Source organism: Streptomyces sp. NPDC012769 (genome assembly GCF_042901205.1).
GTDB lineage: Bacteria > Actinomycetota > Actinomycetes > Streptomycetales > Streptomycetaceae > Streptomyces.
Window position 1 is genome coordinate 1,420,397 of record NZ_JBIBCP010000001.1, and the last position, 20,404, is coordinate 1,440,800.

Genomic DNA, 20,404 nt, shown 5'->3' on the forward strand with positions numbered 1-20,404 from the left:
TCATGGGGGTCACGCCGACCGTCAGCGGGGCCTGCTGGTCCCTACCCGCCGGTGAGCGCCTGGAACGCGAAGAGGGGACGCGGGGCCCCTGAATCGCCCCTGATTTCGCACGGCAGGGTTCCTGGCCCGTCGCCCCGGCCCTTCCTTGACACCCGGTCCGTTCCGCACCACCTTGGGCCCATGCGGATCGGACTGGTCGGGACGGGGCGGATCGGCGGCTTCCACGCGGGGGTGCTCGCCCGGCATCCGGAGGTGACGGGGCTGGTGCTCGCCGATGTCGACGGGGAGCGGGCCGCGCGGGTCGCGGGGGCGCTGGGGGCCGAGGCGGCGCCGACGGTCGACGCGCTGTTCGGGCACGCGCTGGACGCGGTGGTGATCGCGTCGGCGACGGCCGCGCACGCGGAGCTGATCGGGCGGGCCGCGGCGGCGGGGCTGCCCGCGTTCTGCGAGAAGCCGATCGCGCTCGACGTGCCGGGGACGCTGGCGGCGCTCGACGCGGTCACGGCGGCCGGCACCGAGCTGCAACTGGGCTTCATGCGGCGGTTCGACGCCGGTTACCGGGCGGCGCGGGAGTCACTCGCGTCGGGCCGGCTCGGGCGGCTGCACACCGTGCGGGCGGTGACCTCCGACCCGGCGCCGCCGCCCGCCGCGTATCTGCCGCTGTCGGGCGGGCTGTTCCGCGACTGCATGGTGCACGACTTCGACATCGTGCGCTGGGTGACCGGCCGGGAGGTCGTGGAGGTGTACGCGACCGGGTCGGACGCGGGGCCCTCGGTGTTCCGCGCGGCCGGCGACGTGGACACGGCCGCGGCCCTGCTCACCCTGGACGACGGGACGCTGGTCACGGCGACCGCGACCCGCTGCAACGGCGCCGGGTACGACGTGCGGATGGAGCTGGCCGGGGAGCGGGCGCAGCTCGCCGTCGGCATGGACGAGCGCACGCCGCTGGAGTCGGTCGAGCCGCAGGGGCCGCCGCCGCCCGGAAAGCCGTGGACCGGTTTCCTGGAGCGGTTCGCCCCCGCGTACGAGGCCGAGCTCGACGCCTTCGTCGGTCTGGTGCGCGGGGAGCGCGACAACCCCTGCGACGGCCGCGAGGCGCTCGCGGCGCTGCGGGTCGCGGAGGCGTGTGTGCTGTCGCGGCGCGAGCGGCGCCCGGTGCGGCTCGACGAGGTGCCGTCCTCAGCCGCCGGCTGACATCACCGTGCCCTGTGCCACCGCGCACAGGGTCTCGGCCCCCTCGGCGTCCACGGTCAGCAGGTCGCACCGGACGACGGCCTGCCGCCGTCCGGCGTGGACGACGGACGCGCGGGCGCGCAGCACGGCCCCGACCGCGGGGCGGAGGTACTGGATGGTGAAGCCGCCGGTCAGGACGGCCGGGCCGAGGGCGGCCCCGCCGGCGAAGGTGAGGGCGTTGTCGGCGGCGTAGGAGAGCACCCCGCCGTGCACGAAGCCGTTCTGCTGCTGGTGCTCCTCCCTGATGTCCACTTCCAGGGTGGCCGCGCCGTCGCCGAAGGCGGTGATCCGGGCGCCGATGAGCCGGCTGAAGGGCTGGCTGTCGAGGATCTTCCGGGCGAGGGCGACGGCCGGGTCGGTGACGGGCTGCGCGGGACTCACGGGCTCCATGGGCTGCATGGCGTTCATGATGTCGCTCACCAGACGACGGGCAGCCGGCGGGTGCCGCGGATCAGCAGGCCGGGCAGCCACTCCAAGGGGCCCGCGTCGGGGTCGAGTTCCAGCCGGGGGAAGCGTTCCAGGAGCGACCGGATGGCGATCTTGCCCTCCAGGCGGGCCAGCGGGGCGCCCAGACAGTAGTGGATGCCGTGCCCGAAGGCCAGGTGGCCGCGCGGGTCGCGCCGGATGTCGAACCGGTCGGGTTCCGGGAAACGGCCCGGGTCGCGGGCCCCCGCAGCGAGGCCGACGAGCACCACGGAACCGGCGGGGATGACGGCGTCGCCCACGGCGACGTCCTCGGCGGCGAAGCGGTAGGTCGCGGCCTCCACCGGTCCGTCGTACCGCAGGCCCTCCTCGATCGCACCGTCGATCAGACCGAAGTCAGCGCGCAGAGCCGCGAGTTGTTCGGGATGGGTGAGCAGGGCGCGGACCGTGTTGGCGATCAGGTTGACCGTGGTCTCGTGTCCGGCGATCAGCAGCAGGTAGGCCAGGGCCCGCAGTTCGGGCAGGGAGAGCCGGTCGCCGTCCTCGGCGCGGGTGGCGATGAGGGCGGACAGCAGGTCGTCGGCGGGGCCCGCGGCCCGTTTGTCCTCGATGAGCTCGTCGAGGTAGCCGCCGAAGCCCTCGACGGCTTCCCGCTCGGTCATGGCACCGGTCGGGGCGACGAGTTCGTTGGACCAGGCCCGGAAACTGTCGCGGTCGGCGGCCGGGACGCCGAGGAGTTCGCAGATGACGGTGATGGGCAGCGGAAAGGCGAAGGCGTCGACGAGGTCGGCGCGGCCGGCCGGCTCCATCGCGTCGAGGAGTTCGTCGGTCAGCCGCTGGACGCGCGGGCGCAGGGCCTCGACCCGGCGGCCGGTGAACTCGCCCGCGACGAGCTTGCGCAGCCGGGTGTGGTCGGGCGGGTCGACGCCGAGCAGGTTGGGGCCGATGACCTCGACCTCCAGCGGGACGAAGTCCATGACGGCGGAGGTGTTCTTGACGAACCGCTGGTCGGCGAGGGCGGCGCGGCCCTCGTCGTGACCGACGATCAGCCAGGCCGGGATGCCCTCGGGCGTGAGGACCTCGTGGACCGGGCCGGCCGCGCGGAGCTTCGCGTAGTACGGGTACGGGTCGGCGGTGAAGTCCGGGCCGTACGCCCTCAGATCGATGACGGACATCGGCCCAGGCTAGGCGCCGCCGTCCGGGTCGGGGAGGTCGAGGAGGCCGGCGTCGTGGACGAGCAGTGCGATCTGGACACGGTTGTTGAGGTCGAGTTTGGCCAGAATCCGCGAGACATGGGTCTTGACGGTCGGGACGCTCATGTAGAGCCTGGCGGCGATCTCGGCGTTGGAGCTGCCCCGGCCGACGGCGAGGGCGACCTCGCGCTCGCGGTCGGCGAGCAGGGCGAGGCGGGCGGTGGCGGCGGCGCGGCGGGGCGGCTCGTACGGCGGCCGGACGGGGCCGCCCGGCGCGGCCTGCCCGGCGGCTCCGGCCTGGCCTGCGACATGGGTCATGAGCTGGCGGGTGACGGCGGGCGAGAGCACGGGGTCGCCGGCGGCGACCCGGCGCACGGCGGCGACGATCTCGGCGGGCGGGGTGTCCTTGAGGACGAATCCGGCGGCTCCGGCGCGCAGGGCCCGCAGGACCTGCTCGTCGGCGTGGAAGGTGGTGAGGACGACGACCTCCGGGGCTCCGGGCCGGGAGCGCAGTTCCTCGGTGGCGGTGAGGCCGTCGACGCGCGGCATGCGGATGTCCATGAGGACCACGTCGGGGGCGTGCTGCTCGACGAGCGCGGGGACGTCGGCGCCGTCGGCACCCTCGCCGACGATCTCGATGTCCTCGGCGCCGCCGAGCATCAGGGCGAGGCCCGCGCGGACCAGGGGGTCGTCGTCGACGATGATCAGCCGGATGGTCATGCGGGCCACGGTAGCCAGGCGTGGACGGCGAAGCCGCCGTCGGGGGTGGGGCCGTGCTCCAGCCGGCCGCCGGCGAGGGTGGCGCGTTCGGTGAGTCCGATGAGGCCCTGGCCGGAGCCGGGCACGGGCGGCACGGGCCCGACGGGGGCGGCGTTGCGGACGTCGACGGTCAGGCCCTCGCCGGGACGGCCGCGCAGGATGACGGTGACCTCGGCGCCGGGGGCGTGCTTGCGGGCGTTGGTCAGGGCTTCCTGGGCGATCCGGTAGACGGTGCGGCCGGTGGCGGCGGGGGCCGCGCCGGGGTCGGTGAGGTCGGAGTCCAGGACGATCCTCATCCCGGCCTCGCGGACCTCGGCGACGAGGCCGTCCAGGCCGGCGAGGGTGGGCTGGGGCCGCACGGCGGCGCCGCCTCTCTCGTCGTCGGGGGCGCGCAGCACGCCGATGATCTCCCGCAGGTCCTGGAGGGCCTCGTGGGCGCTGTCGCGGATCACCCCGGCGGCACGGGCGATCTGCTCGGGCGGGGCGTCGGGCCGGAACTCCAGGGCGCCCGCGTGCACGCTGAGCAGGGTGAGCCGGTGGGCGAGGACGTCGTGCATCTCGCGGGCGATGGCCTCGCGGGCCAGCCGCTGGGCCTGCTCGGCGCGCAGCTCCGCCTCGGCCTCGGCGCGCACGGCCCGGTCGCGCAGCGCCTCGACGAGGCGGCGGCGGGAGCGGACGAGCATGCCCCAGGCGGTGACGAGGAGGATGAGGACGATGCCGAGGACGGCGTTGAGGGCGACGTTGATGTCGGGGTCGGGGCGGACGAAGACCTGAACGGTGGAGGCGGCCATGGCGAAGGCGCCGATCCAGGCGACCTCGCGGAAGGGCCGGCGGACGGCGACGCTGAACAGGCTCGCGAGGAAGGCGCCGCCGGCGGTCGGGGCGATGACGCCGACGGCGGACAGGGCGAGGGCGAGTCCCACCGGCCAGCGGCGGCGCAGCCAGAGCGCGCAGCAGGCGAGGCCGCCGACGATCTGGTCGGTGAGGGCGACGATCTCGCTGCTGTGTTCGGCGCTGGCCTCGGCGGCGAGCAGCCCGATGAACGCGGCGAGCAGGAACAGCGTGGTGTCCACGACCCAGTCCCGCACCGTGCGCCGCGGCCGCCGCCCCTCGGCCTCACCGGTCCCGCCGGTTCCGCCGGCGCGGGCGGCCTCGACCAGGTGGGAGGGGAGCAGCCAGGTGCGTGTCATATCGGCAATGTACGCAGGTGGGGGCCGTGACGCGGGGGCGGAGCGAGCGGTCGATACCAAAGTCGCGGCCTCGGCGACTTCCGTCGTACGAACGTCGCACGCGGGCGCCCCGGAACGGATACCGACGGCCGACGCGGGCCGGGCCGCCGGTGGATCAGGATCGGGGCATGAAGAGGTTTCTCGAAGTGACGGGCTTCCTGCTGATGATCTTCGGCTTGGCCGGAGTGGTCCGCGAACTCACCGACGGCTGGTTCAGGCTGCTGGGCATGACCCGCTTCCTGACGGAGAACGTCGGCTTCCTCCAGGGCCACGAGGTGTTCGCGAACATCGTGATAGCGGCCCTCGGCGTGGCGATCCTGGTGGTGTCGGACCGGGTGCCGCGCCGAGCGGGACGCTCCTAGGGAGCGGCGGGCGGGGGAATGCCCAGCCGGTCGAGCAGGCCGGCGAAGAGGTCCTCGACGAAGACCTCGCGGGAGCGCAGCAGTTCCTCCACCTCCCGCTGTGTCGCCGCGGCCGGGAAACCGGCCGCGGCCGCCCAGGCGAGGGCTCCTTCGGCGGACCCGGGCACGGCGCCGTCCAGCTCCACGCGCGCGAGCCGTACGGCCTCGTCGAAGGCCGGTGTGCCGACCCACAGCGCGGTGTCCTCCACGTCCCCGCCGTGCTCGGCCCACAGTGCGGCGGCGATGTCGAGGTTGAGGACGGCGCTCCACTCGCCTCCACCGGGCGCGAGCCCGGTCACCTCGGCCATGTCGCTGTCGTACACGTCGGCCACGCACACCGGCGCCCCGGTCCACGTGACCAGGGCCGACAGGTGCTCGTCGGGCCATTCGCCGTGGGGCAGGGCGAGGGTCTGCCATCCGCCGGGCCTGGGCCACCAAACGTCGACCCTGCTCTTCGCCTTGTCGTCCAGCGCGGCGAACACCGGCGCGTCGATGAGCGGCCCCGCAGCACGACCGAACACCACGTGTCCCGAGAACCCCATGGAAATCCCCTCCTGTTGTCCCGGCGAACCTTAGGGACCACCACTGACAGGGCCGCGCCCCCGCCCGCATCCGGCGCCCTCGGCGCCCTATTCTTCGGAGCCCTCGTCGAGGTCGACGAGGAGCGGCGCCAGGCGGTGGGTGAGGGTGCCGCGGGTGTAGGTGATCGAGCCGGCGACGGCGAAGGGGAGGGAGGCCGCGAGGAGGCCGAGGATCTCGGGCCAGTCGCGGGACTCGTAGCAGGCCTCGTCGTGGTGGTACTCGTCGGTGAGCAGCGTGCCGCAGCCGTTGCCCGCGTCCGTCTCGTACGGGGTGAGGAGCAGTACCGCGGACCACACCCACAGCAGGGCGGCGACGGTCAGCAGGCCGATGCCCCATCCCTGGGAGCGGAGGGCTCGGGCGCGGATCTTCTCGACGGGCGACGGCGCGGGGCGGGGGCGCGGGCGGGGAGGGGGCATGACAGGTGAACCTATCCGGCGTCGCGGTCGGCGGACCGGCGGCCCCAGGCGGTGCCCGCGAGGACCAGGATCGCGCCGGCGAGGCCGAGGGTGCCGGGGCGGTCGCCGGCGAGGGCGATGCCCGCGGCGGCGGCCCACAGGGGCTCGGTGCCGAGCAGGAGGCTGACGCGGGACGGGGAGCTGCGGCGTACCGCCCACATCTGCACGAAGAAGGCGAAGAGGGTGCAGAAGACGGAGAGGAAGACGAGTCCGGCCCACTCGCGCGGTCCGAAGTCGAGCGCGACCGCCCAGGGCGAGGCGCCGGTGCCGGGCACGGCGGCGAGGAGGGCGAAGACGACGACGGCGGAGCCGAGTTGGACGGTGGTCAGGGAGAGCGAGTCGGCGCTCCGTACGGCCTTGATCCGGGACATCGCGAGGACGTGCACGGTCCGGGCGAGCGCGGCCAGCAGCATCAGCAGGTCGCCGAGCGAGGGCGCGGTGAAGCCGCCGCCCTGGGTCAGCAGGATCACGCCCGCCACGGAGAGCGCCGCGGCGGCGAGGAAGGCGCGGGGCGGCCGGACACCGGTCACGGCGGCCTCGGCGAGCGGGGTGAAGATCATGGTGAGGCTGATGATCAGGCCCGCGTTGGTGGCGGAGGTGTGGACGACTCCGTAGGTCTCCAGGAGGAAGATCCCGGCGAGGATCAGCCCGAGCACACCCGCTCCGCGCCACTGGGCGGCGTTCAGCGCCCGCAGCCGTCGCCTGCCGGCGACGACGAGCACCGGCAGCACCACGGCGAACCGCAGGACGAGGACGGCGACCACGGTGTGGGTGGTGGTGATGCCCTTGGCGGCGAGGTAGCTGGCGCCCCAGACCGCCGCGACGAGGAGGACGGGCAGGTCGGTGAGCCAGGCCCGGCGCGGGGCGCCGAGGGGCAGGGGTGCGGCGAGCGCCGAGGGAGCTGTCATGAGGGCGAGGTCTCCGACTCTTCGGTGGGGGTGGAGACTTCGGCGGCTCTCACTCGGGCGTGATCACCGTATCCGGCGGACAACCGTGGTGGCTACATCATTCGCCGATGGTGCCGAACTCCGGGCGTCCGGCGCGCTCGTACGTGTGGATGGCGACGCCCACGGAGGTGCTGCGGGCGTCGGTGAGCCGGAAGGCGCTCGGCGTGGCGCCCTCGCGGAAAAGACGCCGGCCGGCGCCGAGGACGACGGGGAAGACCAGCAGGTGGAGCCGGTCGATGAGGTCATGGGCCAGCAGGGTCTGCGCGAGGCCGCCGCTGCCGTGCATCTGGATCTCCCCGTCGACCCGCTCCTTGAGGGCGGCGACCGCGTCGGCCGCGTCGCCCCGCAGCACCGTGGTGGTGGGCCAGTCGGCGGAGGCGAGGGTGGTCGAGACGACGTACTTGGGCAGCGCGTTGAGCTTGCTCGCGACCGGGTCTCCGGGGTCGGTCTGCCGCGGCCAGTAGCTCGCGAAGATGTCGTAGGTGCGGCGGCCGAGGAGGAAGGCGGCGGGCCGGGCGAAGACCTCGTCGATGAAACCGCCGAAGTCCTCGTCGACGTACGGGGCGACCCAGCCGCCCCGGTCGAAACCGCCGCTGGGGTCCTCCTCCGGGCCGCCGGGGGCCTGGTAGACGCCGTCGAGGGTGAGGAACTGGGTGAGGCTGAGGGTGGCCATGACGGGTGCCTTTCTCTCTTTCCGGACCATCGTGTCCCACCCGTACCGACCCCGCCGCTCGGCGGAACTCATCGGTGGCCCGGCCCGTGCTCACCTCGGCGTCCGTTTCCCGCCGGTCTCCGGGCCGCCGACCGCCTTTGATTTAACTCGCAACGACCAACGGCGTCACGAGGAGTGCGAGAGATGTCCACGAGGAACGGTATGAGCGGCAAGGCTGTCCTGGTCACCGGCGGCAGCAGGGGCGTGGGCGCCGCGACGGCCGTCCGGCTGGCCCGGGAGGGCGCGGACGTGGCCTTCACCTACGTCCGGGACGAGGTCCGGGCCAAGGAGGTCGCCGCCCGGATCGAGGCGCTCGGCCGCACGGCGCTGCCGCTGCGCGCCGACGCCGGTGAGGCGGGCGACGCGGCCGGCGCCGTGGAGTGGGCGGCGGACGCGCTCGGCCGGCTCGACGTGCTGGTGAACAACGTCGGCGTGGGCGTGCTCGGGCCGCTGGGGCAGCTGAGCCTGGCCGATGTGGACCGGGTGCTCGCCGTGAACGTCCGCTCGGCCTTCCTGGCCGCGCAGGCGGCCGCGTCGCGCATGGACTCCGGCAGCCGGATCATCACCGTCGGCACCTGCATGACCCAGCGGGTCCCGGGCCCCGGCGGCACGCTGTACGCGATGAGCAAGGCGGCCCTCGTCGGCCTGACGAAGGCGCTCGCCCGGGAGCTGGGCGACCGCGGCATCACCGCGAACATCGTCCACCCGGGCCCGACGGACACCGACATGAACCCGGCGGACGGCCCGTACGCGCAGGGCCAGGCGGCCATGACGGCCCTGGGCCGTTTCGGCACCGCCGACGAGGTCGCCGCGACGATCGCGTTCCTCGCGGGCCCGGACGCGGTGTACGTGACGGGCGCCGAGTTCTCCGTGGACGGCGGCCACGCGGCCTGATCCCGCCAGGGCGTCCCACCGCGCGACCGGCCCCACCGGCAACCCGAGCCGTGCGGCCCCACCCGTAACGACGACCCCGACCACCCCGCGGTGCCCACGAGGACCTCAAGGCGAGTGAGCCGAAGGGGTGCGCCGGGGGAACAGTGACGAGCGCGCGCAGTCTCCCGAGGAACGAGGGAGGCGAGCACGTACGGCGCTGTGAGCCCGGCGCAAGCACCCCGGAGGTGAACCGAGCCACAAAAATAAGCGGGGCGCACCGGTGCTGTCGGGCCGGTGCGCCCTCGCGTGCCGGGCGGGGTGTCGTGCCCGCCCAGTCCTGGGGTGGGGTGGCGTCAGCCGCCCAGCTCCTGGTGGCGGGCGGTCAGCCGGGCCGCGCCCGCTTCGGTGAGGGAGCCGAAGAGACGGAGGCGGGAGATGCCGCCGTCGGGGTAGATGTCGATCCGGACGCGGGAGCCGACGGCCGGGGTGTCGAGCACGAAGCGGTGGTTGGTGTCGGGCTGGAGGCGGGTGCGGGGCAGGATCTCGGTCCAGTCCTCGGAGCCTTCGGCGGCGACGGAGAGGGCGGCCCAGCCGGCGCTGTTGCCCTTGAGGTACGCGGTGTCGATCTCGACGGCGCGGATCTCGGACTCGGCGGCGAGGCTGTAGCGGATCCAGTCGTTGCCCTTGTCGCGGCGGCGGCGGGTCTCCCAGCCGTCGTCCATCTTGCGGGAGCGGCCGGGCTGGATGGTGTTGGTGGCCGGGGAGTAGAAGCGGTCGGAGGCGTCCTCGACCTGGCCGCCGTTCTCCAGGGCCGCGAGGTCGAAGGTGCCGAGCACGGCCAGCCACTGCGGGTCGGGGGCGACTTCGCCGTACACACGGAGGCGGGCGATGCCGCCGTCGGGGTGCTGGTTGACCCGGAGGTGGGTGAAGCGCTGTTCGACGTCGACGGCGAAGCCGTTGGCGGCGTGGCCGCCGATGGCGGTGCGCGGGACGAGGGTGGTCCACTTGACGTCGTCGGCGAGCAGGTCCTCGGGCGAGGGCGAGCCGGCGACGGAGGTGGCCTCGATGGAGACGGCCTGCGGGTAGTTGCCGCGGAAGTGGGCGGTGTCGACGACGATGCCGCGGATGACGCCGGGGGCGCCGAGGCGTACGAGCGCCCAGTCGTGGTCGTCCTCGGTGGGGTGGGGCCGGTCGGCGGAGACGCCGCGGCGGCGGCGGGTCTCCCAGCCGTCCATGATCTTGCCCTTGTGGCCGAAGTGCTCGGGGTCGAACTCGGCGGCCTCGGGCTTCAGCATGTTCTCGCGCTCGGCGAAGAACTCGTCGTTGGCGGCGATGACGCCCGCGCCCAGGCGGCGGTCGGCGAGGTCCGCGTACTGGGTGAAGGGGAAGTCGGCGGTGCGGTAGTCGGCGTACGGGTCACCGCCGCCGTAGGGGCTGGCGTCACCGGTGAAACCAGGTATGGCGGACACGTCAGTTGTTCCTTTCGAGGAGGCGGCCGGTGGGCTCGGCGAGGGTGCCGTGGTCGGCGATCCGCTCTCCGCGCAGCCAGGTGGAGGTGACGACGCCGTACAGGGTCCTGCCGGCGTAGGCGGTGATCCGGTTGCGGTGCTCGAGCTCGTTCGGGTCGACGGTGAAGGTGGCGTCGGGGTCGACCACGGCGAAGTCGGCGTCGCGGCCGGCCTCGATGGCGCCCTTGCGGTCAAGGCCCGCGAGCCGGGCGGGGGCGGTGGACATCCAGCGGGCGACGTCGGTCAGGTCGTGGCCGCGGCGGCGCGCCTCGGTCCAGATGGCGGGCAGGCCGAGCTGGAGGGAGGAGATGCCGCCCCAGGCGGAGGCGAAGTCCGGCGTCTTGAGGTCGGCGGTGGACGGCGAGTGGTCGGAGACGATGCAGTCGATGGTGCCGTCGGCGAGGCCCTGCCAGAGCAGGTCCTGGTTGGCGGCCTCGCGGATGGGCGGGCAGCACTTGAACTCGGTGGCGCCGTCCGGGACCTCCTCGGCCGTGAGGGTGAGGAAGTGGGGGCAGGACTCGACGGTGATCTTCACGCCCTCGGCCTTGGCGGCGGCGATCAGCGGCAGCGCGTCGGAGGAGGAGAGGTGCAGGACGTGGACGCGGGCGCTGAGCCGGCGGGCCTGGTTGATCAGGTTCTCGATGGCGGTGTTCTCGGCGACCCGGGGGCGGGAGGCGAGGAAGTCGGTGTACTTCTCACCGGCCTTCTGGGGGGCCGCGTCGAGCTCGTGGGGGTCCTCGGCGTGCACGATCATCAGGCCGTCGAAGCCGGCGATCTCGGCGAGCGAGGCGGCGAGCTGGTCCTGGTCGAGCTGCGGGAACTCGTCGACGCCGGAGGGGCTCAGGAAGCACTTGAAGCCGAAGACGCCGGCGTCGTGGAGCGGCAGGAGGTCCTTGACGTTGTCGGGGAGCGCGCCGCCCCAGAAGCCGGTGTCGATGTGCGCCTTGGGGCGGGCGACGTCCTGCTTGATCCGCAGGTTCTCGACGGTGGTGGTGGGCGGCAGCGAGTTGAGCGGCATGTCGAGCAGGGTGGTGATGCCGCCGGCGGCCGCGGCGCGGGTGGCGGTCCAGAAGCCCTCCCACTCGGTGCGGCCGGGGTCGTTCACATGGACGTGGGTGTCGACGAGTCCGGGCAGGACGACGTCGTCGCCGACGTCCTCCAGCCGGGCGCCGGCGGGTACCTCGGCGTCGTACGGCAGTACGGCCGCGATCTTCCCGCCGGAGACGGCGATCGACGCCGCGCGGGTCCCCTCGGGGGTGATGACGCGCGTCGAGCGCAGGACCAGGTTGACGTCCACCCGTACCCCTTCTTCCTCGATGCTTCTTCCGCGAAGCAGAATTTCAACGAACTGTTGAAGGAGTCTGCGCGCGAGACGACATGTCGTCAAGGGCACACTTTCCAGCATGGCCCGCGAATGAAGCCCGCTTGGACGTTTCCATGAAGTGGAATGGAAATTTCGTACAGTAGAACGTAGCTCCGCACATGCGGGGTGGAGCAGGACCCCTCCGGGCAGCCGCCGACAACGGACAAACACCCCCCTGACCGGCCCGGACGCCGGTACCTGGGCCGTGTGTCCGGCCCGACGGCCCGGTAGGCTGCTGACTTGCCCGCCTGCCCCGAAAGGACCGTTGACGTGCCGACGTCCAGCGCCAGCACCACCGACGCCGCCAAGCCCGCCGCCGCGAGCGGAGGCGTCCAGTCCCTCGAGCGTGCCTTCGACCTCCTGGAGCGGATGGCCGACGCAGGCGGCGAGGTCGGGCTGAGCGAGCTCTCCGCCAGCAGCGGACTGCCGCTGCCCACCATCCACCGCCTCATGCGCACGCTGGTGGCCTGCGGCTACGTCCGCCAGCAGCCCAACCGCCGCTACGCCCTCGGCCCCCGCCTGATCCGCCTCGGCGAGTCCGCCTCCCGGCTGCTCGGCACCTGGGCCCGCCCGTATCTGGCCCGGCTCGTCGAGGAGACCGGCGAGACGGCGAACATGGCGCTGCTCGACGGGGACGAGATCGTGTACGTCGCCCAGGTGCCGTCCAAGCACTCCATGCGCATGTTCACCGAGGTCGGCCGACGGGTGCTGCCGCACTCCACGGGCGTCGGCAAGGCGCTGCTCGCGCACACCCCGGCCGACGAGGTGCGCGCGCTCCTCGCCCGTACCGGCATGCCGGCCGCGACCGAGAAGACCATCACCACGCCCGACGGCTTCCTGGACGCCCTCGCCGTGGTGCGCGAGACGGGCTACGCGGTCGACGACAACGAGCAGGAGATAGGGGTCCGCTGCCTCGCGGTCCCCGTCCCCAACTCCCCCACCGCCGCGGCGATCTCGATCTCGGGGCCGGCCGGACGCGTGACGGAGGCCGCCACCGAGAAGATCGTCCCGATCCTCCACCAGGTCGCCGAGGAGCTCTCGACGGCGCTCGCGAACACGGCGGGCAACGGCCAGGGCTGAGCCCTCCGCGGCCCCTCCCCCGTACGCGCGAAGGGCGCCCGGACCCACCAGGTTCCGGGCGCCCTTCGCCGTACGTCAGACCGTCGCCGCCTCCGTCAGCCGCCCGTCCCGCACCGTCACCACCCGACCCGCCCGCCCGACATGCGTGCGGTCGTGCGTCACCAGGACCGTCGCCGTCCCCCGCTCCGCCGTCAGCGTGGCGAGCAGGTCCATGACCGCCGCGCCCCGCTCGTGGTCCAGGGCGCTGGTCGGCTCGTCCACCAGGAGCACCGAGGGCTCGTTCATCAGGGCCCTGGCGATGTTGACGCGCTGCCGCTGGCCGCCGGAGAGCTGGTGCGGGCGGCGGTGGGCCTGCGCGGTGAGGCCGACCGCGTCGAGCAGGTCCCGCGCCCGGCCCCGCAGCGCGCGCGGGCTCCGGCCGGAGAGGTGCGCCATGACCTGGAGCTGTTCGAGCGCGGTGAGCGAGGGCAGCAGGTTGGGCTGCTGGAAGACGATGCCGATCTTCTCGCGCCGCAGCGCGGCCTTCTCGGCCTGCCCGAGGGGCGCGGTGTCCGTGCCGGCCACGACGACCCGGCCGTGGTCGGGGGTCACCAGGGTCGCGGCGACCGCGAGGAGGCTGGACTTGCCCGAGCCGGAGGGGCCGACGACCGCGGTCAGACCGCCCGCGGGGACCTCCAGGGAGACGGCGTCGAGGGCGGTGAGCCGGCCGTCGCCGTCCGGATAGGTCAGGGTCACGTCGTCGAGTCGCAGGCTCACCGGGCACTCCCGAGGGCGGTCAGGGGGTCGACGGCGGTGATCCGCCGGATGGACAGGGCCGCGCCGAGCGCACCGAGCACGATCATCACGGCGGCCGGACCGAGCACGGTCAGCGGCTGGAGCACGAAGGGCACGTCGCCGCCGCTGATCAGCGCGCCGATGGCGACCGCGAGGCCGGTGCCGAGCAGCGTGCCCGCGCCGAGCATCACCACCGCCTGGCCGAGGGCGTCCTTCAGCAGGTACGGGGTCGAGGCGCCCAGCGCCTTCAGGACGGCCACGTCGGCGCCGCGCTGGATGGTCCAGACGGTGAAGAAGGCTCCGACGACCAGCGCGGAGATGACGAAGAGGAAGCCCCGCATCATCTGCAGCGAGCCGTTCTCCGCCTGGTAGGACCCTATGGCGGTGAGCGCGTCGTCGAGGGTCCGCGCCCGCGTGCCGAGGGCCTCGTCGCCGGCCGCCCAGTCCGCGCCGGAGCCGCGGAGCACGATGACGGTGGCCTGCTCCTCGGGGGTGGTGCCGCCCAGCCCGAGCTCCTGCCAGTCGTCGAGGGAGATCCAGACGACGGGCGTGTGGCTGTACGAGGCGTCCCCGGCGACCGCGACGACGGTGGCCTCCAGGGGGCCGAGGCGCACCGCGTCCCCGGCCGTGACGTCCAGCTCCTTCGCCGCGGACTCGGACAGGACCGCGCGCCCGGGGCCGAGCCGCCCGCTCTCGGGCGCCAGGCCCGTGCCCGGCTCCGTACCGAAGGCGGAGAGTGCGGCCGTGCGCTCGCCGGCCGTGCCGTTGAGGGTGCGGATGCCGAGGGGTTCGGCGTCCGTCACGCCGGGCCGCTCGGCCCACCGCCGCCACTGGTCCTCCGTCACCGTCGACCGGGTGAAGGAGACCGACTGCCCGGCGGGCGGGGCGGCGAAGGCCAGCCGGTCGGCGGGCAGTCCGGTGATCGCCGAGACGTTCTCTCGCGCGAGCCCGGCGGTCAGCCCCGAAAGGAGGCCGACGAGCAGTGTGATCAGCACGATCACCGTGCCCATCAAGGCGAATCGCCCCTTGGCGAATCTCAGGTCTCTCCATGCCACGAACATGCGGTCAAGCGTGCTGCTCACCGGCCGCCCGGGGCATCGCGCCACGGATGGCTCCGCAATCAAACTTTCGGTTGAGCCCGGACGGCGGCCCCCCGCCTACGCTGGTGGGGTCATGGATCGTCCCCTCACTCCCGTCCTGCGCGCGCTGCGCCTGTGTCTGCACCTGCTGATGGCGGGGCTGCTTGTCCTCGCGGCGGTGCGCGCCCACACGGCGGTCGGGACGGTCCTCGCCGCGGTCACGGGGGCGGTGTACGCCGCGGGGTCGCTGCTGCCGCGGGTGCGGCGCTCGCAGCGGGCCGCCACCGGGTGGCTGGGGGTGCTGGCGCTCGCCTGGTACGGGCTGCTGTGGGCCACCCCGGAGGCGCTGTGGATCGCCTTCCCGCTGTACTTCCTCCAGCTGCATCTGCTGCCGGTGCGCTGGTCGCTGCCCGCGGTGGGGCTCACGGCCTGCGGGGCGATCCTGTCGTACGTGGGGCACGGCGCCGCGCTGAATCCGGGCGTGTTCATCGGGCCGCTGCTCGGCGCGGCGGTCGCGATCGCGACCGTGCTCGGCTACCAGGCGCTGTACCGGGAGAGCGAGCGGCGGCGCAGGATGGTCGAGGAGCTGATCGCCACCCGGGCCGAGCTCGCGGCGGCCGAGCGGCACGCGGGGACGCTCGCCGAGCGCGAGCGGCTCGCCCGGGAGATCCACGACACCCTGGCCCAGGGGCTCTCCTCGATCCAGCTGCTGCTGCGGGCCGCCGAGCGGGTGCTGCCGGAGGGTTCGCCGGCCGCCGGGCACATCGACGAGGCCCGGCGGGCCGCGCAGGACAACCTGGCGGAGGCACGGCGCTTCGTCCGGGCGCTCACCCCGCCGGACCTGGAGCACGGTTCGCTCGCCGGGGCCCTGGAGCGGCTGTGCGGGACGACGGGTCCGGACGGCCCCCGGGTGCGGTGCTCGGTGAGCGGGACGCCGGTCGCGCTGCCCACCCCGTACGAGGTGGCGCTGCTGCGGATCGCGCAGTCGGCGCTCGCGAACACGGTCCGGCACGCCTCGGCCTCGCGGGCCGAGATCACCCTGTCGTTCATGGGCGGGTCGGTGACGCTGGACGTGGTGGACGACGGCGAGGGCTTCGACCCCGGCTCCGTACGGCCCTCGTCGGACGGCGGTTTCGGGCTGCCGGCGATGCGGTCGCGGGCCGAGTCGCTGGGCGGCTCCTTCACGGTCGAGTCCGCGCCGGGCCAGGGCACCGCCGTGGCCGTCTCCCTCCCTCTCCCCCTTCCGCACCCGCTTCCCCTTCCGCACCCGCCTCCTTCGCCGACCGGAGCCGACGCATGACGATCCGACTGCTGCTCGCCGACGACCATCCGGTGGTACGGGCCGGGCTGCGGGCCGTCCTCGACACGGAGCCCGGCTTCACCGTGGTCGGGGAGGCGGCGACGGCCGAGCGGGCGGTGGAGCTGGCCGCGGCCGGAGGGGTGGACGTGGTGCTGATGGACCTGCAGTTCGGCGCCGGGATGCACGGCTCGGAGGCGACGGCCGCGATCACCGCCGTACGGGGCGGGCCGCGGGTGCTCGTCCTGACGACGTACGACTCGGACGCGGACATCCTGGCGGCCGTGGAGGCCGGGGCCTCGGGCTATCTGCTGAAGGACGCCCCGCCGGAGGAGCTGGCGGCGGCGGTACGGACGGCGGCGGCCGGTCAGTCGGCGCTCGCCCCGGCGGTGGCGCACCGGTTGATGGACCGGATGCGGACGCCGGCGGAGGCGCTGACCAAGCGGGAGCTGGAGGTGCTCCAGCTGGTGGGCGAGGGCCTGTCGAACCAGCAGATCAGCAAGGCGCTGTTCCTCAGCCAGGCGACGGTGAAGTCCCATCTGGTGCACGTCTTCGCCAAACTGGGCGTCGACTCCCGCACGGCGGCGGTGGCGGCCGCGACGGCCCGCCGGCTGATCAGACGCTAGGCCGCGCCTGCGCCCCGGGGTGGGGCGGCGCCGGGGGATCAGGCGTCGCTCGACGTGACCGGGTCGCAGGTCCGCAGGCCGGTCGCGTAGTTGCCGTCCGTGCCGTATCCGGCGAAGGTCGCCCATCCGCCGGGCGGGATCACACGGCAGGGCGCCGACTGGCCGTTGGTGTAGACGACCGTGACGGCGACCGTGTCGCCACAGCCGTTGTGGACGTCGGTGTATCGCCAGCTCTGGTAGTACCGCACGCACTCCGGAGCCGCGGTGTCGGTGGCCGCCGCGGCGGCGGGGCCGGCGGTCAGGGCCGCCAGGAGACCGGTTCCGGTCGCCACGGCGAGGGCGGCCGATCGCGTGACGTGCTGGAGAAGGTGTGTCATGCCCGCATATTCGAGACACCCACCGCGCTTGCGCAAATTCCCGCAAGGATGTTCAGCCACGGCTTCGGACGGGCTCCTTAACCCGCTGGTAATCGCCGCTTCAGGCGCTTGAAAGAAATTCCACCGCCGCACTCGCTCCAGCGGGCGGAAGGTTTCGCTCCGGCGCACGCCACCGCTCACACGAGGCCGGCTCCGGGCCGGGCCGACCGGAGAACACCGCGCTCACCGTGTCCGAGATGCGACTCCGGACACGAGGGGTGACGGTCCGAGCCGTCTTGCGCAGCTCCTGACCGCGCTCAGGCCCCGGCCCGCGGTCCCGGGACCGGCGGGTCGGGCGTCTGGCCACCGGTGGGGGGCGGGCCGAACAGCTCGACGGCGCCGCGGACGGCCGCGAGGCCTTCGGCGAGGGCGCTGACGGAGCCGACGGCGCCCGCGATCAGCAGGAGCGAGCGGCGCAGCCGCCACACCTCGGGGGCGCCGCTCATCGCCATCGCGTCCAGCGCGGCGAGCTCGTCCTCGGCGATCCCCCGATCGGCGAACTCGCGCCGGTGACCGGCCAGCTCCCGCCGGAGCCGGGCCACGGCGGTGCGCAGTTCGGCCACTCTCGGGTCCACGCCGTCAGCGGTCACTCGCCTCTGCCCCACGTCTCGCAACATGGTTCTCCCCCCACGCACGACTGTGTGCCGACCGTCGAGCGGTGGTCAGGCGCCCGGGGTCGCGGGCCAGTTAACTCCTTCGTGCGCCCGGCGCGCCAGCGGGCGGACACAGTTTCAGGCATCCGAGTGGTGCGGGCCGGATGAGGTATGCAGTCCCCATGAATCGTGAGACGAACCGTGAGACGGACGAAGCCGTCGCCGCCCGTCCCGCAGCCGCGCATCCCGCGCCCGCGCCCACCCGCCCCGCGCCCGCCGAGCCGCTCGTCGCCGGGCTGCTGCTGGCCGCGGGGGGCGGGCGGCGGCTCGGCGGGCGGCCCAAGGCCCTGCTGACCCATCGCGGCCGGCCGTTGGTCGAGCACGCGGTGCGGGTGTTGCGGGAGGGCGGCTGCGAGGTGGTGCACGTGGTGCTCGGGGCCGCGGCCGAGCGGGTACGGGCGGAGGCGCGGCTGCCGGGGTGCGTCCTGGTGGACAACCCGGAGTGGGCGCAGGGCATGGGCTCCTCGCTGCGGGCCGGGCTGGCGTCGCTGGAGGCGGAGGTGCTGCCGGTTCGGGCGGCCCTGGTGTCGCTGGTGGACCAGCCCGGGATCGGTGCGGCGGCGGTGGCCCGGGTCCGGGCGGCGTACGGGGGGCCGGACACGCTGGCGGCCGCCTCGTACGAGGGGCGGCGCGGCCATCCGGTGCTGTTCGGCGCGGGCCGCTGGGCGGGGATCGCGGCGGGCGCGCTCGGGGACCAGGGGGCACGGGACTATCTGAGGGAGCACCGGGATGCGATCACGCTCGTGGACTGTTCGGATGTGGCCGAGCCGTACGACATCGACACGGAGGCGGACCTGGTGCACCTGGAGTGAGGGGGGTGGCACCGAGCGCCATCTTGTGTCGACCCAAAGAATCTCGACATCAACAAACCATTGAACTTCCACCATGAGGAAACTAGTATCCACTGTTCAGAAGCGCCTGATCCTCCGTGACGGCGCTCCCGGTCGTATCCCGGCGCCTGTGGCACTGCGTGCCACACGACGACGCCCGGCGGCCGGATGGCACCGCCCGTGAAGTCCGCTGAAGGAAGTGACAGTTCATGTCCGCACCAGCGCCGTCCTCCCTGGTCGTCGTCGAAGCCGAGCCCCTGCCGCGCCAGGAGGAGGTGCTCACCGACGCGGCCCTCGCCTTCGTGGCCGAACTGCACCGGCGGTTCACCCCTCGACGGGACGAGCTGCTCGCTCGCCGGGCCGAGCGCCGCGCCGAGATCGCCCGTACGTCCACCCTGGACTTCCTGCCCGAGACCGCGGCGATCCGCGCCGACGACTCGTGGAAGGTCGCTCCCGCCCCGGCGGCCCTCAACGACCGGCGCGTGGAGATCACCGGACCGACCGACCGCAAGATGACGATCAACGCGCTGAACTCGGGCGCGAAGGTCTGGCTCGCGGACTTCGAGGACGCCTCCGCGCCCACCTGGGAGAACGTGGTCCTGGGCCAGGTCAACCTGATCGACGCCTACACCCGGAACATCGACTTCACCGACCCGCGGTCGGGCAAGTCCTACGCGCTGAAGCCGGCCGAGGAGCTCGCCACGGTCGTCATGCGCCCGCGCGGCTGGCACCTGGAGGAGCGCCACCTCACCGTCGACGGCCGCCCGGTGCCCGGCGCCCTGGTCGACTTCGGCCTCTACTTCTTCCACAACGCCCAGCGCCTGATCGACCTCGGCAAGGGGCCGTACTTCTACCTGCCGAAGACCGAGTCGCACCTGGAGGCCCGCCTCTGGAACGACATCTTCGTCTTCGCCCAGGACTACGTCGGCATCCCGCAGGGCACCGTCCGCGCCACCGTCCTCATCGAGACCATCACGGCCGCGTACGAGATGGAGGAGATCCTCTACGAACTCCGCGACCACGCCGCCGGACTGAACGCGGGCCGCTGGGACTACCTGTTCTCCATCGTCAAGAACTTCCGTGACGGCGGGCAGAAGTTCGTCCTGCCGGACCGCAACGCGGTCACGATGACGGCCCCGTTCATGCGCGCCTACACCGAACTCCTCGTCCGCACCTGCCACAAGCGCGGCGCGCACGCGATCGGCGGCATGGCGGCCTTCATCCCGTCCCGCAAGGACCCCGAGGTCAACAAGGTCGCCTTCGAGAAGGTCAAGGCCGACAAGGACCGCGAGGCCGGCGACGGCTTCGACGGCTCCTGGGTCGCCCACCCCGACCTCGTCCCGATCGCCATGGCCTCCTTCGACGCGGTCCTCGGCGAGAAGCCCCACCAGAAGGACCGGCTTCGCGAGGACGTCGCGGTGGCCCCCGGCGACCTCATCGCCATCGACTCGCTGGACGCGAGGCCGACGTACGAGGGTCTGCGCAACGCGGTCCAGGTCGGCATCCGTTACATCGAGGCCTGGCTGCGCGGCCTGGGCGCCGTCGCCATCTTCAACCTGATGGAGGACGCGGCCACCGCCGAGATCTCGCGCTCGCAGATCTGGCAGTGGATCAACGCGGAGGTCGTGTTCGAGAACGGCCGCAAGGCCACCCCCGAACTCGCCCGCGAGGTCGCCGCCGAGGAGCTGGCCGCGATCCGCGAGGAGATCGGCGAGGAGGCCTTCGCGGCCGGAAAGTGGCAGCAGGCCCATGACCTCCTGCTGCACGTCTCCCTCGACGCCGACTACGCCGACTTCCTGACCCTCCCCGCGTACGACCGGCTGGTCGGCTGACCGCACAGCAGCCGCCCGGCCCCTCACGAGGCCACGAAAGGCCCCGCCCCCGGTGTTCGCACAGCACCGGGGGCGGGGCCTTTCACCCTTTGCACGCTTTTCGATCCATGGTGTTTCACAAGTCACGTAACGCAACCGA

22 protein-coding genes are annotated in these 20,404 nt (G+C 73.5%); 8 read left to right on the forward strand and 14 right to left on the reverse strand.

The window, feature by feature from the left end:
- The first annotated feature begins 180 nt into the window (after positions 1 to 180).
- Complete coding sequence (locus ACFY7C_RS06375; protein WP_389644565.1) at positions 181 to 1,194, forward strand: Gfo/Idh/MocA family oxidoreductase; 1,014 nt, start codon at positions 181 to 183, stop codon at positions 1,192 to 1,194.
- Here the strand turns inward: ACFY7C_RS06375 and ACFY7C_RS06380 are convergent.
- Genes ACFY7C_RS06380 through ACFY7C_RS06395 form a run of 4 tightly spaced genes read right to left on the reverse strand, consistent with a single transcriptional unit; the run spans position 1,180 to position 4,798 of the window.
- Positions 1,180 to 1,623 (reverse strand): PaaI family thioesterase, encoded by a 444-nt coding sequence (locus ACFY7C_RS06380; RefSeq protein ID WP_389646006.1) that lies wholly within the window; start codon positions 1,621 to 1,623, stop codon positions 1,180 to 1,182. The genes ACFY7C_RS06375 and ACFY7C_RS06380 overlap by 15 nt on opposite strands.
- A 26-nt stretch (positions 1,624 to 1,649) precedes the next feature.
- Positions 1,650 to 2,831, reverse strand: coding sequence for a cytochrome P450 (locus tag ACFY7C_RS06385; protein WP_389644568.1), 1,182 nt, complete (start codon positions 2,829 to 2,831; stop codon positions 1,650 to 1,652).
- Between the two features lie 9 nt (positions 2,832 to 2,840).
- A complete protein-coding gene (locus ACFY7C_RS06390) occupies positions 2,841 to 3,569 on the reverse strand; it encodes a response regulator (protein WP_389644571.1) in 729 nt (242 codons plus the stop codon).
- Positions 3,566 to 4,798 (reverse strand): sensor histidine kinase, encoded by a 1,233-nt coding sequence (locus ACFY7C_RS06395; RefSeq protein ID WP_389644574.1) that lies wholly within the window; start codon positions 4,796 to 4,798, stop codon positions 3,566 to 3,568. The genes ACFY7C_RS06390 and ACFY7C_RS06395 overlap by 4 nt, the downstream gene beginning before the upstream one ends.
- A 167-nt stretch (positions 4,799 to 4,965) precedes the next feature.
- Between ACFY7C_RS06395 and ACFY7C_RS06400 the strand changes: the two genes are divergently transcribed.
- On the forward strand, positions 4,966 to 5,199 hold the full coding sequence (locus ACFY7C_RS06400) for a hypothetical protein (RefSeq protein WP_389644577.1): 234 nt from the start codon (positions 4,966 to 4,968) through the stop codon (positions 5,197 to 5,199).
- Here the strand turns inward: ACFY7C_RS06400 and ACFY7C_RS06405 are convergent.
- From ACFY7C_RS06405 to ACFY7C_RS06420, 4 genes are all read right to left on the reverse strand, one after another.
- Positions 5,196 to 5,780, reverse strand: coding sequence for a hypothetical protein (locus ACFY7C_RS06405; RefSeq protein WP_389644580.1), 585 nt, complete (start codon positions 5,778 to 5,780; stop codon positions 5,196 to 5,198). The two genes, ACFY7C_RS06400 and ACFY7C_RS06405, sit on opposite strands and share 4 nt — an antisense overlap.
- A gap of 87 nt (positions 5,781 to 5,867) precedes the next feature.
- Positions 5,868 to 6,236 carry a hypothetical protein gene (locus ACFY7C_RS06410; RefSeq protein WP_389644583.1) on the reverse strand — a complete coding sequence of 123 codons (369 nt, stop codon included), beginning with the start codon at positions 6,234 to 6,236 and terminating at the stop codon, positions 5,868 to 5,870.
- Positions 6,237 to 6,247: 11 nt separating this feature from the next.
- A complete protein-coding gene (locus ACFY7C_RS06415; RefSeq protein WP_389644586.1) occupies positions 6,248 to 7,183 on the reverse strand; it encodes a DMT family transporter in 936 nt (311 codons plus the stop codon).
- A gap of 97 nt (positions 7,184 to 7,280) precedes the next feature.
- Positions 7,281 to 7,895, reverse strand: coding sequence for a dihydrofolate reductase family protein (locus tag ACFY7C_RS06420; RefSeq protein ID WP_389644589.1), 615 nt, complete (start codon positions 7,893 to 7,895; stop codon positions 7,281 to 7,283).
- Positions 7,896 to 8,078: 183 nt separating this feature from the next.
- Between ACFY7C_RS06420 and ACFY7C_RS06425 the strand changes: the two genes are divergently transcribed.
- Positions 8,079 to 8,828 carry an SDR family NAD(P)-dependent oxidoreductase gene (locus ACFY7C_RS06425; protein ID WP_389644592.1) on the forward strand — a complete coding sequence of 250 codons (750 nt, stop codon included), beginning with the start codon at positions 8,079 to 8,081 and terminating at the stop codon, positions 8,826 to 8,828.
- Positions 8,829 to 9,160: 332 nt separating this feature from the next.
- Here the strand turns inward: ACFY7C_RS06425 and alc are convergent, their stop codons facing one another.
- A complete protein-coding gene (gene alc, locus ACFY7C_RS06430; RefSeq protein WP_389644595.1) occupies positions 9,161 to 10,276 on the reverse strand; it encodes an allantoicase in 1,116 nt (371 codons plus the stop codon).
- Between the two features lies 1 nt (position 10,277).
- A complete protein-coding gene (gene allB / locus ACFY7C_RS06435; protein ID WP_389644598.1) occupies positions 10,278 to 11,612 on the reverse strand; it encodes an allantoinase AllB in 1,335 nt (444 codons plus the stop codon).
- 336 nt (positions 11,613 to 11,948) lie between these two features.
- Here allB and ACFY7C_RS06440 point away from each other — a divergent pair, with 336 nt between their 5' ends.
- A complete protein-coding gene (locus ACFY7C_RS06440) occupies positions 11,949 to 12,758 on the forward strand; it encodes an IclR family transcriptional regulator (protein ID WP_389644601.1) in 810 nt (269 codons plus the stop codon).
- A 75-nt stretch (positions 12,759 to 12,833) separates the two neighbouring features.
- Here the strand turns inward: ACFY7C_RS06440 and ACFY7C_RS06445 are convergent, their stop codons facing one another.
- Positions 12,834 to 13,514: an ABC transporter ATP-binding protein gene (locus ACFY7C_RS06445; RefSeq protein ID WP_389644604.1), complete on the reverse strand. Its 681-nt coding sequence runs from the start codon at positions 13,512 to 13,514 to the stop codon at positions 12,834 to 12,836.
- Positions 13,511 to 14,593, reverse strand: coding sequence for an ABC transporter permease (locus ACFY7C_RS06450; protein ID WP_389644607.1), 1,083 nt, complete (start codon positions 14,591 to 14,593; stop codon positions 13,511 to 13,513). The genes ACFY7C_RS06445 and ACFY7C_RS06450 overlap by 4 nt, the downstream gene beginning before the upstream one ends.
- Positions 14,594 to 14,705: 112 nt before the next feature.
- Between ACFY7C_RS06450 and ACFY7C_RS06455 the strand changes: the two genes are divergently transcribed.
- On the forward strand, positions 14,706 to 15,911 hold the full coding sequence (locus tag ACFY7C_RS06455; RefSeq protein WP_389644610.1) for a sensor histidine kinase: 1,206 nt from the start codon (positions 14,706 to 14,708) through the stop codon (positions 15,909 to 15,911).
- Positions 15,908 to 16,534 carry a response regulator gene (locus ACFY7C_RS06460; RefSeq protein ID WP_389644613.1) on the forward strand — a complete coding sequence of 209 codons (627 nt, stop codon included), beginning with the start codon at positions 15,908 to 15,910 and terminating at the stop codon, positions 16,532 to 16,534. Before ACFY7C_RS06455 ends, ACFY7C_RS06460 begins: the two co-directional genes overlap by 4 nt.
- 38 nt (positions 16,535 to 16,572) lie before the next feature.
- On the opposite strand, the gene ACFY7C_RS06465 is transcribed toward ACFY7C_RS06460, so the two are convergent.
- A complete protein-coding gene (locus ACFY7C_RS06465; protein ID WP_389644616.1) occupies positions 16,573 to 16,911 on the reverse strand; it encodes an alpha-amylase in 339 nt (112 codons plus the stop codon).
- 296 nt (positions 16,912 to 17,207) lie between these two features.
- On the reverse strand, positions 17,208 to 17,567 hold the full coding sequence (locus ACFY7C_RS06470) for a DUF5955 family protein (RefSeq protein ID WP_389644619.1): 360 nt from the start codon (positions 17,565 to 17,567) through the stop codon (positions 17,208 to 17,210).
- 158 nt (positions 17,568 to 17,725) lie between these two features.
- Between ACFY7C_RS06470 and ACFY7C_RS06475 the strand changes: the two genes are divergently transcribed.
- Entirely contained in the window at positions 17,726 to 18,415 is a 690-nt protein-coding gene (locus ACFY7C_RS06475) for an NTP transferase domain-containing protein (RefSeq protein ID WP_389644622.1), read from the forward strand.
- 227 nt (positions 18,416 to 18,642) lie between these two features.
- Positions 18,643 to 20,265, forward strand: a complete 1,623-nt coding sequence (aceB, locus tag ACFY7C_RS06480) for a malate synthase A (RefSeq protein WP_389644625.1) — start codon at positions 18,643 to 18,645, stop codon at positions 20,263 to 20,265.
- Positions 20,266 to 20,404: the final 139 nt, after the last annotated feature.

Coding starts and splice junctions, on each gene's coding strand:
- ACFY7C_RS06420 (WP_389644589.1), bottom strand. CDS start 7,895: ATGGCCACCCTCAGCCTCACCCAGTTCCTCACCCTCGACGGCGTCTAC.
- ACFY7C_RS06380 (WP_389646006.1), bottom strand. CDS start 1,623: ATGGAGCCCGTGAGTCCCGCGCAGCCCGTCACCGACCCGGCCGTCGCC.
- ACFY7C_RS06375 (WP_389644565.1), top strand. CDS start 181: ATGCGGATCGGACTGGTCGGGACGGGGCGGATCGGCGGCTTCCACGCG.
- ACFY7C_RS06455 (WP_389644610.1), top strand. CDS start 14,706: ATGGATCGTCCCCTCACTCCCGTCCTGCGCGCGCTGCGCCTGTGTCTG.
- ACFY7C_RS06475 (WP_389644622.1), top strand. CDS start 17,726: ATGAATCGTGAGACGAACCGTGAGACGGACGAAGCCGTCGCCGCCCGT.
- ACFY7C_RS06400 (WP_389644577.1), top strand. CDS start 4,966: ATGAAGAGGTTTCTCGAAGTGACGGGCTTCCTGCTGATGATCTTCGGC.
- ACFY7C_RS06450 (WP_389644607.1), bottom strand. CDS start 14,593: ATGTTCGTGGCATGGAGAGACCTGAGATTCGCCAAGGGGCGATTCGCC.
- ACFY7C_RS06460 (WP_389644613.1), top strand. CDS start 15,908: ATGACGATCCGACTGCTGCTCGCCGACGACCATCCGGTGGTACGGGCC.
- ACFY7C_RS06405 (WP_389644580.1), bottom strand. CDS start 5,780: ATGGGGTTCTCGGGACACGTGGTGTTCGGTCGTGCTGCGGGGCCGCTC.
- ACFY7C_RS06390 (WP_389644571.1), bottom strand. CDS start 3,569: ATGACCATCCGGCTGATCATCGTCGACGACGACCCCCTGGTCCGCGCG.
- ACFY7C_RS06470 (WP_389644619.1), bottom strand. CDS start 17,567: ATGTTGCGAGACGTGGGGCAGAGGCGAGTGACCGCTGACGGCGTGGAC.
- ACFY7C_RS06385 (WP_389644568.1), bottom strand. CDS start 2,831: ATGTCCGTCATCGATCTGAGGGCGTACGGCCCGGACTTCACCGCCGAC.
- ACFY7C_RS06465 (WP_389644616.1), bottom strand. CDS start 16,911: ATGACACACCTTCTCCAGCACGTCACGCGATCGGCCGCCCTCGCCGTG.
- aceB (WP_389644625.1), top strand. CDS start 18,643: ATGTCCGCACCAGCGCCGTCCTCCCTGGTCGTCGTCGAAGCCGAGCCC.
- ACFY7C_RS06395 (WP_389644574.1), bottom strand. CDS start 4,798: ATGACACGCACCTGGCTGCTCCCCTCCCACCTGGTCGAGGCCGCCCGC.
- ACFY7C_RS06415 (WP_389644586.1), bottom strand. CDS start 7,183: ATGACAGCTCCCTCGGCGCTCGCCGCACCCCTGCCCCTCGGCGCCCCG.
- ACFY7C_RS06410 (WP_389644583.1), bottom strand. CDS start 6,236: ATGCCCCCTCCCCGCCCGCGCCCCCGCCCCGCGCCGTCGCCCGTCGAG.
- ACFY7C_RS06425 (WP_389644592.1), top strand. CDS start 8,079: ATGTCCACGAGGAACGGTATGAGCGGCAAGGCTGTCCTGGTCACCGGC.